At 68.3% G+C, this 14,740-nt stretch carries 15 protein-coding genes; 13 read left to right on the top strand and 2 right to left on the bottom strand.

Features of this window, described 5'->3' with window-relative positions; translation table 11 throughout:
* Positions 1-22: 22 nt before the first annotated feature.
* Positions 23-2,986: a nucleotide-binding protein gene (locus tag AB4Z47_RS16200; protein WP_441951618.1), complete on the bottom strand. Its 2,964-nt coding sequence runs from the start codon at positions 2,984-2,986 to the stop codon at positions 23-25.
* Positions 2,987-3,431: 445 nt separating this feature from the next.
* On the opposite strand from AB4Z47_RS16200, the gene infA reads away from it, so the two are divergent.
* From infA to truA, 8 genes are all read left to right on the top strand, one after another.
* A complete protein-coding gene (gene infA / locus AB4Z47_RS16195; protein WP_003418601.1) occupies positions 3,432-3,653 on the top strand; it encodes a translation initiation factor IF-1 in 222 nt (73 codons plus the stop codon).
* Between the two features lie 151 nt (positions 3,654-3,804).
* A complete protein-coding gene (gene rpmJ / locus AB4Z47_RS16190) occupies positions 3,805-3,918 on the top strand; it encodes a 50S ribosomal protein L36 (protein WP_040686659.1) in 114 nt (37 codons plus the stop codon).
* A gap of 247 nt (positions 3,919-4,165) precedes the next feature.
* Complete coding sequence (gene rpsM, locus AB4Z47_RS16185; RefSeq protein WP_040686660.1) at positions 4,166-4,537, top strand: 30S ribosomal protein S13; 372 nt, start codon at positions 4,166-4,168, stop codon at positions 4,535-4,537.
* Between the two features lie 9 nt (positions 4,538-4,546).
* Positions 4,547-4,960, top strand: a complete 414-nt coding sequence (gene rpsK / locus AB4Z47_RS16180; protein WP_014981768.1) for a 30S ribosomal protein S11 — start codon at positions 4,547-4,549, stop codon at positions 4,958-4,960.
* A gap of 20 nt (positions 4,961-4,980) precedes the next feature.
* Entirely contained in the window at positions 4,981-5,586 is a 606-nt protein-coding gene (gene rpsD, locus AB4Z47_RS16175) for a 30S ribosomal protein S4 (RefSeq protein WP_441951616.1), read from the top strand.
* 166 nt (positions 5,587-5,752) lie between these two features.
* Positions 5,753-6,811, top strand: coding sequence for a DNA-directed RNA polymerase subunit alpha (locus AB4Z47_RS16170; RefSeq protein WP_327112682.1), 1,059 nt, complete (start codon positions 5,753-5,755; stop codon positions 6,809-6,811).
* Positions 6,812-6,934: 123 nt separating this feature from the next.
* Complete coding sequence (rplQ, locus tag AB4Z47_RS16165) at positions 6,935-7,456, top strand: 50S ribosomal protein L17 (protein WP_441951614.1); 522 nt, start codon at positions 6,935-6,937, stop codon at positions 7,454-7,456.
* 85 nt (positions 7,457-7,541) lie between these two features.
* Positions 7,542-8,447 (top strand): tRNA pseudouridine(38-40) synthase TruA, encoded by a 906-nt coding sequence (gene truA / locus AB4Z47_RS16160; RefSeq protein ID WP_441951660.1) that lies wholly within the window; start codon positions 7,542-7,544, stop codon positions 8,445-8,447.
* 69 nt (positions 8,448-8,516) lie between these two features.
* On the opposite strand, the gene AB4Z47_RS16155 is transcribed toward truA, so the two are convergent.
* The gene (locus tag AB4Z47_RS16155; protein ID WP_441951613.1) at positions 8,517-8,969 is read right to left on the bottom strand and encodes an Hsp20/alpha crystallin family protein; all 453 of its coding nucleotides are present in this window, start codon (positions 8,967-8,969) and stop codon (positions 8,517-8,519) included.
* Between the two features lie 172 nt (positions 8,970-9,141).
* On the opposite strand from AB4Z47_RS16155, the gene AB4Z47_RS16150 reads away from it, so the two are divergent.
* From AB4Z47_RS16150 to AB4Z47_RS16130, 5 genes are all read left to right on the top strand, one after another.
* Positions 9,142-9,975: an LLM class F420-dependent oxidoreductase gene (locus AB4Z47_RS16150; RefSeq protein ID WP_441951612.1), complete on the top strand. Its 834-nt coding sequence runs from the start codon at positions 9,142-9,144 to the stop codon at positions 9,973-9,975.
* A gap of 195 nt (positions 9,976-10,170) precedes the next feature.
* Positions 10,171-11,583 (top strand): MFS transporter, encoded by a 1,413-nt coding sequence (locus AB4Z47_RS16145; protein ID WP_441951611.1) that lies wholly within the window; start codon positions 10,171-10,173, stop codon positions 11,581-11,583.
* 46 nt (positions 11,584-11,629) lie between these two features.
* Positions 11,630-12,289: a response regulator transcription factor gene (locus AB4Z47_RS16140; RefSeq protein ID WP_441951609.1), complete on the top strand. Its 660-nt coding sequence runs from the start codon at positions 11,630-11,632 to the stop codon at positions 12,287-12,289.
* 37 nt (positions 12,290-12,326) lie between these two features.
* Positions 12,327-13,745, top strand: a complete 1,419-nt coding sequence (locus AB4Z47_RS16135) for a sensor histidine kinase (RefSeq protein WP_441951607.1) — start codon at positions 12,327-12,329, stop codon at positions 13,743-13,745.
* Positions 13,742-14,719, top strand: a complete 978-nt coding sequence (locus tag AB4Z47_RS16130) for a TAXI family TRAP transporter solute-binding subunit (protein WP_441951605.1) — start codon at positions 13,742-13,744, stop codon at positions 14,717-14,719. The genes AB4Z47_RS16135 and AB4Z47_RS16130 overlap by 4 nt, the downstream gene beginning before the upstream one ends.
* Positions 14,720-14,740: the final 21 nt, after the last annotated feature.

Genomic DNA, 14,740 nt, shown 5'->3' with positions numbered 1-14,740 from the left:
CGCTAGCGGTGGCCCGACAGCGTCACGGGCGATAGCGGCGGTGATCGGTGGCGAAGTCGTCCGCGACGGTCGCGGCAAGCTCCACGTAGGCCCGCTTGGTCTGCTTGTGCAGCTGGTGCAGGTCGATCTCGGCGCCCACGGACATGTGTGGGTCGAACGGGATGATGTGCACGGCCCGGCAGCGGGACAGGAAGTACTCCCGCAGCTGCTGGATGCCCACGTTCGGCGACCCCGACCGCGGCGAGTTGATCACCACCACAGCGTTGCGCACCAGGTGGTCGTGCCCGTGCAGCGACAGCCAGTCCAAAGTCGCAGCGGCACTGCGCGCCCCGTCGATCGCGGGGGAGGAGATCAGCACCAGCGAGTGGGCCAGATCGAGCACGCCCGACATCGCCGAGTGCATCAATCCGGTGCCACAGTCGGTGAGGATGATGTTGTAGAACCGCTGCAGGATCCGCGCGACCGCGCGGTACTCCTCCTCGCTGAACGCTTCCGACGCAGCCGGATCACGTTCGCTGGCAAGCACTTCCAACCGGCTGGTGGACTGCGAGGTGTGTCTACGAACATCCGAGTACCGCTGGATCGACGAGTCGAGCAGCAGATCGCGCACCGTGGACCTGGTCTGCAGCGGCACCCGCTGCGACAGCGTGCCGAAGTCCGGATTGGCGTCCACCGCGATCACCCGGTCGCCCCGAATGGACGCGAAGATGGAGCCGATACCCATTGTCGTGGTGGTCTTTCCGACGCCACCCTTGAGCGAGAGCACCGCGATCCGGTAGTCGCCACGCACCGGTTGCCTGATCCGTGCGACCAGCTCCTGTAGCCTGCGCTCCTCGGCGGACATGCCGGGGTTGATGGCGCCGCCGGAGACATGGTGCACGGCCTTGCGCCACCCGCTTCCCGGCGGTCGCTTGACCTGCCGCCGCGGGACGTTGTCGAACAAAGGCTGCTGGTACTGCGCAGTCGGCTGGTAGTTCGGCTGCTGGGCGGGCGGCTGTGCGTATCCCGGCGGGTTGCTCCGCTGCGAGCCGTCCGCCTGTGGAGTGGGCTGTGCATACCCCTGGGGCTCAGGCCGGTACTGCTCGCCGGTCGCCCGGCTGTATGGCGCTGCCTGGCCGGATTCCTCCCGCGCGCGGGAGCCGCCGTGCTCGGTGGTGTTGCGCAACTGGTCGGCGGGTTCGCCTACTGGGGCGGGGCCGTTGACCGGTGCCGGTCCGCCGACGAACTGGGTCGGGTGGCCAGTGGATTCGGCCTGACCCGTGTTCGGGTATTCGGCGGGCCCGTGCGGCCCGATCCGTTCGCCGCCCGGCGCCTGGCCGCCCGCGAACTCCGGTGGGTGCCCGGCGTGTTCACGGACGGGGATGCTCGGAGCGTGCGGGCCTGAAGCGTAGTTTGTGTCCTTCCGAGCCGAGTCGGTGTGCTGCTGCGGGGCCGGCGGTTCCAGGCCCGGCTGCCGGTCGAAGTTCGGCGCTTGTTCGCCTGGCGTCTGGGGACCAGGCCGCTGGTCGAGCTCCTCGGCGGGCAGTCTGTGTCGTCCGCTTGCGACGGGCCGTGCCGAGGCGGCCACCGACGCTGTCGAAGAGGTCCAGCTCGACCCCGCGGTATCCGGTTGGATGCGAGCGGGATTCGCCGATCCGGCCGCACCCGACTGCCGGGACTCGGCGTCCGGCTGCGCCGCGGCTTCGGGCGCTGCCCCGTGTTCGGGGGGCGGTGTGGCACCCCACCACGGTGGTGGACCGCCGGAACCCGCCGCGGCAGGACCGCCGGTGGCTGCGGGGGAAGACCCCGTCGGTGCGGCGACCTGACTGGTCGGCGGTGTCGAAGGGCGCTCGCCGATGGGCGGCGTCGCCGAACTATCTGCTTGCCGCGGTGTCCGGTCCTCGCCGACGAACGGCGGGGTAGACCAGTCATCGGACGGCGCGGACGACCGACTCGTCCTGGTGTCCCGCACGACCGGAGGCCCCCCCGTCGGCGGGGCGAGCTGACTCTCGAGCGCCGGCACGGCGGGACGGCTGTCGGCAGGCGCGACTGTGCGGTCCGCACCCGTCGGTACTGCGGGGTGTTCACGGATCGGGGGTGTGGTTCCGTTTTCGCCCATTGGTCGGGGACCACCGGCCTGCCACGCACCTGCCGACCCCGTCGCGGAGGGCGAGGTGTGGTTCGCTGCCGTGGGTGGTGTCGCGGGGTGCTCGCCGATCGGAGGTGTGGACCGTTCACCAGGGGGCGGGGTGGGCCACTGGCTCGGCCGCGTCGCGGCAGTCGGTTCCTCGGTCGGATGGTTGTCGGTCGGCCGAGTGGAGGGCCATTCACCGGGCTGTGTCCCGGCCGGACGTTCACCCGTCTGCGCCGACGGGCCGACGGCGCCGTCGTGCATCGACCGTCCGGTGCTCTCGCCGTCCGGCACCTGGCCGGTCTGCTCACCGAGTACCCGTTGTGGCGAGTCGGGAAGGGATGGCGGCGGCGGCAGATCCGGCCTGCGGGCCTGGTGCGGCGCGGAGCGGCCGTTCGGCGCCGGCGGCTCGGCGGCCCTGCTGCCCAGCGGCTGGAATCCCGGGGAGGGCTGCGAGGGGTTGCGGGTCGGCAGGCCGGGTTGTGCGCCGCCGGTGTGCTGGGGCTCGCCCTCCCAGGAAAGGTTCTGATGCGGCGGCGCTTGCTCGGGTACGGGTTGCTGCCACGAGCCGTGCGGTCGCTGGTCCCGCGGCGGCGCTTCCGGTCCGGGCTGGCGCGCGTGGCCCTGACCGTTCGGACGCTGTTCCTCGCCGGGGTGTCCGTCCTGCTTGTCGCGGCGCCAGCCTTTGCGGCGCTTCTCCGGGCGTTCGGCTTCCGGTGCCCGGTTCTTGAACCGCCCGCGCCTGCGGTTGGAGGTTTCCTCGATGAGGTCGTCGTGCGGGAGATTCTGTACCGGCGCTTCGTAGCCGACCTGTGTGACTTCGCTCTCGGACAGCCATGGTGGCAGCATGGGGAGGCCGTCGTCGTTACGGCTCACGACTGCACCTCGCTAGCGCTCGGCTCCGCCGTGGCCAGGGGCACTGTGCCTGTGGCTCGCTCACTCACGGCTGCACCTCGCTAGCGCTGGGCTCCGGTCGCTCAGGGGCGCTGTCCCTGTGGCTTGCTCGTTACGCTCGCTCACGCGTCCCCCTTGATCTGCTCGACCCGATTACCTGGACAGCGGTCAGTTTACGCGACAACGTGATACCACCGCGGCGGCGGACCCGACGCTCACCAGGCATGGGAAGGTAGCTACGAAACGCCTGACGAAGCGGGTACACAGGGAGGCATTTTTGCCCGATCCGGGGCAGGTCGGTAAGCTGGAGCGGCGGTGCACCTAGGCTCCGACTGTTTGCATGCGTCCGGTTGTGTCAACGATCGGTCCATACAAGCAGAAACAAGGCAAACAAACCAGGTTGAGTGTAACCGGGATCGCGGAGGACATGGCGAAGAAAGACGGGGCCATCGAGGTCGAGGGTCGAGTTGTCGAGCCGCTGCCCAATGCGATGTTCCGGATCGAGCTCGAGAACGGACACAAAGTTCTCGCGCACATCAGCGGGAAGATGCGGCAGCACTACATTCGTATCCTCCCCGAGGACCGCGTGGTCGTCGAGCTCTCGCCCTACGACCTGTCGCGTGGCCGGATCGTGTACCGCTACAAGTGATCGCGCCAGGCGCGGTCGGGTCGGTGCGAGTCGGCCGTGTCCCGGTTCGGGCCGGGGCCGAGTCGAAAGACTCACCACAGAGACTTCCCCAGTCGCCGACTGGGGAAAACCTGTGTTCACACCCGTGTGAACCACAACAGATTGGACGGACGTGAAGGTTCAGCCGAGCGTCAAGAAGATCTGCGAGAAGTGCAAGGTGATCCGCCGTCATGGCCGGGTCATGGTGATCTGCGAAAACCTGCGCCACAAGCAGCGCCAGGGCTGAGCGGAAGCGGGGGAGACCTCGCTCCACCGCGCCCGAGGCTTTGCCGACGGCGTCGCTCGACGCAGCACCAGCCAAGCACCGAACCGCAGTTCGGATTGGCAAAGACGAACTCCCAGCACCAGCCGCACGCTGCGGAAATCCGGGTTCGCCCGGAGCGTGCGCGCCTACCACCGGTTCGGAGGCCGGTGCCCCACAAGACGAGGGGACGGACAGGGAGCAGACCTCCGCGACACTAAGGAACTGCCATATGGCACGTCTCATGGGCGTTGATCTCCCGCGCGAAAAGCGCATGGAGATCGCGCTGACCTACATCTACGGCATCGGCCGTACCCGCTCCAAGGAGATCCTCGAGGCGACCGGCGTCAGCCCGGACCTGCGTTCGAAGGACCTCAGCGACGAGCAGGTCACGCAGCTGCGTGACTACATCGAGGGTTCGGCCCTCAAGGTCGAGGGTGATCTGCGCCGTGAGGTGCAGGCCGACATCCGTCGCAAGATCGAGATCGGCTGCTACCAGGGCCTGCGCCACCGTCGTGGCCTGCCCGTGCGTGGCCAGCGCACCAAGACCAACGCGCGTACCCGCAAGGGTCCGAAGCGCACCGTCGCCGGCAAGAAGAAGTAGGGATAACCGATGCCTCCGAAGTCCAGGGCCTCCGGCCCCAAGAAGACCCAGAAGTCGCGTCGCCGGGAAAAGAAGAACGTCCCGCACGGCCACGCGCACATCAAGAGCACGTTCAACAACACGATCGTGTCGATCACCGACCCGAACGGCAACGTCATCTCCTGGGCGTCCTCGGGCCACGTCGGCTTCAAGGGTTCGCGCAAGTCGACCCCGTTCGCCGCGCAGCTCGCCGCCGAGAACGCCGCCCGCAAGGCGCAGGAGAACGGCGTCAAGAAGGTCGACGTGTTCGTGAAGGGCCCGGGCTCGGGCCGCGAGACCGCGATCCGCTCGCTGCAGGCCGCCGGCCTCGAAGTGGGCACGATCTCCGATGTCACCCCGCAGCCACACAACGGCTGCCGTCCGCCCAAGCGGCGTCGCGTCTAGCGGGAAAGGAATAGCGAAAAATGGCTCGTTATACAGGCCCCATCACCCGCAAGTCGCGTCGTCTGCGCGTCGACCTCGTCGGCGGCGACCAGGCGTTCGAACGTCGCCCCTACCCGCCCGGCCAGCACGGCCGCGCGCGGATCAAGGAGAGCGAGTACCTGCTTCAGCTGCAGGAGAAGCAGAAGGCTCGCTTCTCCTACGGCGTCATGGAGAAGCAGTTCCGCCGGTACTACGAAGAGGCCAACCGTCTCAAGGGCAAGACCGGTGACAACCTGCTTCGTCTGCTCGAGACCCGGCTCGACAACGTCGTGTACCGCGCCGGCCTGGCGCGTACCCGCCGGCAGGCTCGCCAGCTGGTCAGCCACGGCCACTTCCTGGTGAACAACCGCAAGGTCGACGTCCCCAGCTTCAAGGTCTCCCAGTACGACATCATCGATGTCAAGGAGAAGTCGCTCGGCACGCTGCCGTTCCAGGTCGCGCGCGAGACGGTCGGCGACCGCCCGGTTCCTGGCTGGTTGCAGGTCATCCCGGGTCGCCTGCGGATCCTGGTCCACCAGGAGCCGGAGCGCGCTCAGATCGATGTGCCACTGCAGGAACAGCTGATCGTCGAGTACTACTCGAAGTAATCAGCGCCGAGCCGTCCTGGTTACCCTGGGCGGTTCGCGCACACAGCGCTGCTGCTGGTGCGTGATGGTCACTAGCGACTGCTTGCAGGTCGCTCGAGCGGCGATCACGCACAACCCCTAAGGCGAGGCGTCAAATAGCGGGCGCCCAAACAGGAGGATGATCCACATGCTGATTTCACAGCGTCCGACGCTGACCGAAGAGGTCGTCGCCGAGAACCGCTCGAAGTTCACCATCGAACCGCTCGAGCCGGGCTTCGGTTACACCCTGGGCAACTCGCTGCGCCGTACCCTGCTGTCCTCGATTCCGGGGGCCGCGGTCACGAGCATTCGTATCGACGGTGTCCTGCACGAGTTCACCACCGTTCCCGGTGTGAAGGAGGATGTCACCGACATCATCCTGAACCTCAAGGGCCTGGTCGTGTCCTCGGAGGAGGACGAGCCGGTCACGATGTACGTGCGCAAGCAGGGCCCCGGTACCGTCACCGCCGGTGACATCGTTCCGCCGAGCGGCGTCGTCGTGCACAACCCGGACATGCACATCGCGACCCTGAACGACAAGGGCAAGCTGGAGATCGAGCTCGTCGTCGAGCGCGGTCGCGGCTACGTCCCTGCCGTACAGAACAAGGCGTCCGGCGCGGAAATCGGCCGGATCCCGGTGGATTCGATCTACTCACCGGTGCTCAAGGTGACCTACAAGGTCGAGGCCACCCGTGTCGAGCAGCGCACCGACTTCGACCGGCTCATCCTGGACGTGGAGACCAAGAACTCCATCAGCGCGCGGGACGCGCTCGCCTCGGCGGGCAAGACCCTGGTCGAGCTCTTCGGCCTGGCCCGCGAGCTGAACGTCGAAGCGGAAGGCATCGAGATCGGCCCCTCGCCGGCCGAGGCGGACCACATCGCCTCGTTCGGTCTGCCGATCGAGGACCTGGACCTCACCGTCCGGTCCTACAACTGCCTCAAGCGTGAGGGTGTGCACACCGTGGGCGAGCTGGTCGCCCGCACCGAGTCGGACCTGCTGGACATCCGCAACTTCGGCCAGAAGTCCATCGACGAGGTCAAGGTCAAGCTGCACGCGCTCGGCCTCTCGCTGAAGGACAGCCCGGCGTCGTTCGACCCGTCCAGCGTGGTGGGCTACGACGCGAGCACCGGGACGTGGAGCGACAACGGCACATTCAGTGACACCGACGGTGGCGAGCAGGACTACGCCGAGACCGAACAGCTCTAGGCCGTCGGGGTAGGCGCCTCGGACCGGCCGACAACCCGGCGCGAGCGACGGGCCGTAGGCGGAAGCGGAGCGTAACCGCGAAGGGCCCCGGGAGCGCCGGCAAAATACAAGGAGAACCACACAATGCCCAAGCCCAAGAAGGGTGCCCGCTTCGGCGGGTCGGCGTCGCACCAGAAGGCGATCTTCGCCAATCTGGCCACGGCGCTCTTCGAGCACGGCCGGATTACCACCACCGAGGCCAAAGCCAAGGCCGTGCGCCCGTACGCGGAGAAGCTGATCACCAAGGCGAAGGGCGGCACCCTGGCCGACCGTCGCGAGGTGCTCAAGGTCATCCGCAACAAGGATGTCGTGCACGACCTCTTCGCGGAGATCGGCCCATCGTTCGAGGGGCGCGAGGGTGGCTACACCCGCATCACCAAGACCCTGCCCCGCAAGGGTGACAACGCGCCGATGGCGATCATCGAGCTGGTCCGGGAGAAGACCGTGACCAACGAGGCTGATCGCGCTCGCCGCGTTGCCGCGTCGCAGAAGGTCGCGGAGGCCCCGGCCGCCGAGATCGTCGAGGGGGAGGCCGACGAGGCCGTCGCCGAGACCGGCGAAGCTCCGTCTGTCGACGGGGCCGCCGAGTACAAGAAGGACGCCTGACGCCTCGCGTCGCAGTTCTCGAACGAGCCCGCCACCCGCACTGGGTCGGCGGGCTTGTTCGTTTCGACTAGGAGACAGTGTGACCGTGGAGGATTCGGTGGGATCGACGTCGGCCGACCCGCAACCAGTTGGGGCGCAGGCACCCGAGAGCGGCGCGGTCGACGCGCCGGGGGTCCGTGTCCGGCTCGATATCGCGTACGCCGGCACCGACTTCCTCGGCTGGGCGCGTCAGCCAGGACTGCGCACCGTGCAGGGGGTGCTGGAGGAGTCACTGACCAAGGTGTTCCGTGAGCCGATCCAGCTCACCGTGGCGGGGCGCACGGACGCGGGCGTGCACGCCGAGGCGCAGGTAGCGCATTTCGATACGACCGCGGAGCTGGACGCGGGCAAGTTGGTGCATCGGATGGCGCGGTTCCTGCCGAAGGACGTGCGGATCAAGGATGCACGGCTCGCACCGCCGGATTTCGACGCGAGGTTCTCCGCGATCCGCCGTCACTACACCTATCGGTTGACCACCGCTCCCTACGGCGCCGAGCCGTTACATGCGCGCAGCGTGGTCGCATGCCGGTCCGACGTCGACGTCGACGCTATGCGCGCGGCGTCGCGAAAGCTGTTGGGGCTGCACAACTTCGCCGCATTCTGCCGCAGGAGGGAGGGTGCGACCACCGTCCGCGAGCTGCAGCGCTTCGACTGGGTGCGCGACGGTGACCTGCTGACCGCCTACGTCAGCGCGGACGCGTTCTGCTGGTCCATGGTTCGCAGTCTCGTCGGTGCGGTCCTCGCGGTCGGGGAGGGCCGCCGCACTCCGGAGTGGGTCGGCGAGCTGCTGCACGAGACCGAACGTTCCAGTGCGGTCACCGTGGCGCCCGCGCACGGCCTGAGCCTGATCGGCGTCGATTATCCCGCCGACGGGGAACTCGCCGCCCGCAATGCGCAGACGCGCGAGATCCGGTCCGTCCCAGTCGGGGACGGAAGATGCTGCGGCGACTGAGGCGTTGAGAAGAGTATTCAGGCGCAAGGTTTCCCCGCACCCGCGCAGGGGTGCGGGGAAACGAGGCGGTCACTTCGAGGACTGCCCTGTCTGCGCTTCGATCGTCTTCGGCTGGGACCCACCGGAAATTTCGATGCGGCGGGGCTTCGCGCGTTCCGCGATGGGGATCGTCACCGACAGCACACCATTGTTGTAGGTCGCGCTGATCTGTTCGGCATCGACATTGTCGCCGAGAGACAGCTGACGCATATACGTGCCCGCGAAGCGTTCCGAGGCGATCCATTGGACGCCTTCCTCGCTGGAAACAGTACGTTGCGCGCGCAGGGTGAGCGTGCCGCTGTCGACACTGACGTCGATCGAGCCTGGGTCCACACCTGGCAGGTCGGCATTCAGAACGTAGTGATCGCCCGCTCTGAACAGATCCATCGGCATGAATCTCGGTGCGCGAGCGGTCCCGACGGTTTCACCGAGCAGCTGACGAGCGACGGTGTCGATGTCATGGAATGGATCGAATCTCAGCACAGCAATCACCTCCATTTCCCAGTGGTGACGCCTGCCACGGCGGCGGGCGCCGGTAGCTGTGCACCCGCCACGTTAGCCCTCTCCGCACGCGAGGGCTATCGACCTCTCAGGTCGAAGCCCGGTCGCCGACGGGCATGGAATACCCGTATGCGCGCCTGTGTTGGCTCCGGACATGGCATTCGACAGTCTCGGACGGTTCGGAGTGTGGCGGGCGTACAACGGGTTCAGCCCGGAGGACGCGCGGGAGTTGGAGCAGCTGGGCTACGGCACGCTGTGGTTGGGCGCCTCACCGCCCGCGGATCTCGCTACGGTCGAGCCGCTGCTGGCGGCGACCGAGACGATCACCGTGGCCACCAGCATCGTGAACATCTGGGCGTCGGCGGCGAAGGAGGCCGCCGAATCGTTCCACCGGATCGAGGCGCGTTTCCCGGGCCGGTTCTTGCTCGGCGTCGGCGCCGGCCACCCCGAACACACCGGTGAATACCGCAAGCCCTACGACGCGCTTGTCGAGTACCTCGACGAACTCGACGCCGCCGGTGTGCCCACCGAGCGCCGCGCGGTGGCCGCGCTCGGCCCGCGCGTGCTGAAACTGGCCGCCGAGCGGTCCGCGGGCGCGCTGCCGTATTTCGTGCCGCCGCAGCACACCGCGCAGGCCCGCCGCACGATCGGCCCGGAGGCGCTACTGGCGACCGAGCACAAGGTGGTGCTGACCGACGACCCGAGCGAGGCGCACGCGATAGCCGATGGGACGATCGGTTTCTACCTCGGCCTGACGAACTACGTGTCGAACCTGCGCAGGTTCGGCTTCACTGACGCCGACTTCACCACTCCACCCGGCGACCGGGTGTTCGACGCCGTCGTCGCGCACGGAACGCCGGAACAGGTCGCCGCCCGATTGACCGAGCACCTCGACGCGGGCGCGAACCACGTGGCCCCGCAGATCCTCGGCGACGACTACCTCGCGGCGCTGCGCACCCTCGCGCCGTTGCTCGCCGAAAGGTCCTGAGCTTCCCTTCGAGCAGACGAACTCGTTCGGCCCTCGGCGTCAGCCGGGGGCCGAACCCGTTTGCGCATACCAGGGGCTTTGCCACGATCGTCCTAAGGGATTGTTAGGAAGTGAGCAGAGCCATTCCGCCGGACCTGTGACTGCCGACACACTGATCTGCGACGACGCGATGAGGCGTCGGAGTGAGGAGATCTTGTGACTACGACACAGCCAGTAGGCGAGCGCCGGGTGGTCGCGAACGTTCTGCGCGGGTCCATCGGCAACCTCGTCGAGTGGTACGACTGGTACGTTTACGCCGCATTCAGCGTGTACTTCGCGAAGACGTTCTTTCCCAAGGACGATCCGACAGCGCAGCTGTTGTCCACCGCCGCCGTGTTCGCCGTCGGCTTCCTGATGCGTCCGATCGGGGGCTGGGCGCTGGGCCGGTACGCGGACAGGTTCGGTCGCCGCTCGGCGCTGACCCTGTCGGTGACCGTGATGGCGGCGGGCTCCTTGTTGATCGCCGTGACGCCCGGATATCAGACCATCGGCCTGGCCGCGCCCGCCCTACTACTTGTGGCCCGGCTGCTGCAAGGTCTTTCGGTCGGCGGTGAGTACGCCACCAGCGCGACCTATCTGTCGGAGGTGGCCTCGGCAGGCAAGCGCGGGTTCTACTCCAGCTTCCAGTACGTGACCCTGGTCGCCGGCCAGCTCGTCGCGCTCGGAGTGCAGATCGTGCTGCAGCAGTTCCTCGACACGGCCCAGATGAACAATTGGGGCTGGCGGATTCCGTTCGTGATCGGCGCGGCCGGTGCGCTGATCGTGATGTGGCTGCGGCGCGGCATGGACGAGTCCGAGCAGTTCCGCGCCGAATCCGAGCGGGCGAACAGCACAGCCGAAGCCGTGACGGCCGTGTCCTCGGGTGTACAGAAGTCGCGCGGTTCGCTGCGCATCCTGTTGCAGTATCCGCGCGAATGTCTGCTGGTTATCGGGCTGACGCTGGGTGGAACCGTCGCGTTCTACACGTACACGACCTATATGCAGAAGTTCATGATCAACACCTCTGGCATTTCCAAGTCGACCGTCGCGTGGATCAACTTCGTCGCGCTGCTGGTCTTCGTGGTGCTGCAACCGCTGGCCGGTGCGCTGTCGGATCGGGTCGGCAGGCGCAAGTTGCTGATCTTCTTCGGCGTCGCGGGGACCGTGCTGACCGTGCCGATCATGACCGTGCTCGCGCACACCACCAATCCGGTCGCGGCTTGGGCGCTGATGATGGGCGCTCTGGTGATCATCACGGGATACACCTCGATCAACGCCATCGTGAAGGCCGAGCTGTTCCCGACCAAGATCCGCGCGCTCGGTGTCGGCCTGCCGTACGCCCTGACCGTCGCCATCTTCGGCGGCACGGCGGAGACGATCGCGCTAGCACTGAAGAAGGGCGGCCACGAGTCGCTGTACTTCTGGTACGTCGCGGGATGCATCGCCGTCTCGCTGGTCACCTACTACTTCATGCGGGAGACCTCGACGGTGTCGACGATCGACGCGGACGAGCCCACCACCGACGCCGATACCAGGTCCGGCGTCGCGGTGGCCGAGCCGGGACGACCGTTCGTCACCGTGCGTGACTGACCGCCCGGCACACGCGCCGATCCACCCGCTATGGGAGGATCGGCGCGTGCGGCTTGCGGTGGTCGAGGACGACGACGGCGTGGGAGACGCGCTGGCGGAGGCGCTCAACGCCCGCGGTTACCGTGCCGAACGCCTACGCCGCGGTGCGGATCTGCTGATCGCCCACCGTGACTACGACGCGGTGATCCTCGACCTGGGGCTACCCGATGGTGACGGCCTGCAGGTGCTACGCCGACTGCGCGAGGTGAGCACGGTGCCGGTGCTGATCCTGACCGCGCGCAGCGACGAACGCTCCATCGTGCGCGGCCTGCGCGGCGGCGCCGACGACTATCTGGTGAAGCCGCCGCGGATCGCGGAGCTGGTGGCGCGGCTGGAGACGGTGACCCGGCGCGCGGCCGCCGCTGCGCAGCAGGCGCAGTCGGTGGTGGTCACCGGTGACGTACGGGTCGACCTCGGCGCCCGCATGGTCGAGGTGGCCGGCGTGCCGGTGACGTTGACGCAGAAGGAATTCGAGTTGGTCGAGGCGTTGGTGGAACGGCCGGGCGCCGCCGTGAGCCGCCAGCAGCTGATGGACCGGATCTGGGGCGATGCCTTCGTCGCGGTGTCGCGTTCGCTGGACGTGCACATGACCGGCTTGCGGGCCAAGCTGAATCGGCCGGGCCTGATCACCACCATTCGCGGCTACGGATATCGGTGGGGGCAGTGAGCACGATGCGCGCAGCCGGGCGGGCCGGAGGTATGCGATGCGGCGTCGCCTGCTGGTCGCGCTGACGGTCTTCGCGGCCATCGCGGTGCTGGCGTTCGCGGTTCCGCTGTCGCTGACCATCGCGACCAGCCGCACCCAGCAGTTGGTGCTGGCGCGCTCCGGGGATGCCGACCGGTTCGCGAACCTCGCCGATGACGCCGTCAGCACGGGGGACAGCCGTGCGCTTGCCGACGAGGTGAGCCGCTATCACGAGCTGTACGGCGAGAACGTGCTCGTGGTCGATGCCAGAGGCACCACAGCGGTGAACGCGGGCGCTGACGTGACCGATCCCGGGGTTGTCGCGGCGGTGGCGGCCGCGCGCCGCAATCAGCGTCCGCACGCGGTGGACAAGCTGACACCGTGGGGCGCGCCGACCATGCTCGTCGCGCGGCCCGTCGGCACCGGCGTTCAGGTGAACGGCGCTGTCGTGATCGAGGCGTCCACGGCCCGAGCCCGCGGTGACATCGGGCGGGCCTGGGCGGTGATCGTGATCGGTGGCGTGGTGGCCATGACGTTGTTCATGCTGCTGGCGGTGACGCTCAGCCGCTGGGTGCTGCGGCCGCTCGCGGCGCTCTCGCACGCGGTCGCGGAATTGACCGCGACGCTGCCGAAGCCGCGTGCGGACACCGTCGCGCCGGTATCGATCGCGGGTCGCCATGGCGGGCCGCCGGAGATGCGGGCGCTCGCCGAATCGTTCGACGCTATGGCTTTCGCCGTCGCCGATTCCGCGGACGCGCAGCGCCAGCTCGTCGCCGACACCGCGCATGCGATGCGTAATCCGCTGGCTGCCTTGACAATTCGACTCGACTCCTTGGAGTCCGCGATTCCGGAGAGCGCCGCGAGTACCTTCCGTGGCGCGGGCGCCGAGGTCGACCGCCTGACCGCGCTGCTCGACGGCCTGCTCAGTCTCGCTGTCGCCGAGACACCCGCTGCGTTCGACGCCGTGCGAAGCGCCGACGACAGGCACTGCGACGCCGTGCAAGTGGTCGCCGACCGGTTCGACGCCTGGTGCTCGGCATTCACGGCGGCCGACCAGGAACTACACGTCGCGCCGTCACCCGCGCATGCCGACGTCGCGGTCTCCGCCGACGTGCTCGCCCAGATTCTGGATGTCCCGCTGAGCAATTCGTCGCGCTACGCGGGTCGCGGTGCATACACCGAGCTGACCGTCGCGACGGAGCCCGGCTGGGTCACGGTGACCGTCCGCGACGACGGCGCTGGGGTACCGCCCGGCGAGATCGACAAGCTCACCACCCGCTTCTTCCGCGGCTCGTCGGCACCGTCCGGCGGCTCCGGGCTCGGCCTGCCGATCGCCGCGGCGCTGACGCAGGCGCGCGGCGGTACCCTCACGGTCGAAGCGATCCATCCGCACGGCCTCGCGATCGGTGTCCGACTGCCCGCGGTGGTGGACCGATGACACGGCGCGAACCGGGTGGCATCGGTCGGCGCGGATTCCTCGCCCTCGCGGTCGCGGCCGGAATCGCGGGGTGCGGTCCGCGCGCCGCGGGGGCCACGGTGCGGCTGGCCTCCGGTGAGGTCGGCGGCTTCTATCACGCGTTCGCGGGGTTGCTCGGCGCCGCGGCGGCGAAGGACGGGGACGTGCGGATCGAACGGGTCACCACAGCGGGTTCTCAGGCCAATCTGACGCTGCTCGCACGCGGAGAGGTGGATGCCGCACTCGCGCTCTCGGACTCGGTGGGGGACAGCATCGACCGAGTGGCCCACCCGTCGCCCGACCACCACCCCTCATCGAGTAGCTCCGCGACGCTGTCCGCGTTGGGGCGGGTGTACGAGAACTATCTGCAACTGGTCGTGCGTTCCGATAGTCCGATCGGTGCGGTCGCGGATCTGCGCGGGGCGCGGGTGAGTCTGGGGGCGGAGGGGTCCGGTGCGGCGCTGACCGGCGAGCGGATCCTGCGGGTCGCGGGGTTGAATCCCGGTGTCGATGTGGCGATTTCGCATCGGCCGTTGCCCGAGGCGGTGGCCGCGTTGGGCGATGGTGACGCGGACGCGTTGTTGTGGGCGGGCGGTGTGCCGACGGCGTTGCTCGAGGTGCCGAGCCGGATGCGGCTGGTGGACATGGGTGAACTGGCCGCGCCGATGCGGGAGCGGTTCGGGCCGGTGTACGACCGGGTCGCGATTCCCGCCGACGCCTACCCGGGTGGCATCGCGGTGCACACGATCGGTGTGGCGAACCTCTTGCTCGCCGCCGCCGGCATGCCGAACGAGGTGGCCGCCTCGATCGTGGAGCTTCTGGTGTGGCAGGCGGATTCGCTGGTGCCCACCGAGGCGGCGGGCACCCAGTTCCTCGACGGTCGCTCGCTGATCAGCACCGGTTCTATCCCGCTGCATCCCGGAGCGGCCGAGGTCTACCGCCGCTGGCACGGCTGATCGGCGTCCCATTCCTGGCCA

Origin of the sequence: Nocardia sp. 2TAF39, assembly GCF_052114905.1 — a bacterium.
GTDB lineage: Bacteria > Actinomycetota > Actinomycetes > Mycobacteriales > Mycobacteriaceae > Nocardia.
Note: the sequence above shows the minus strand (reverse complement) of the source record. Positions and strands in the feature narration are given on the sequence as shown.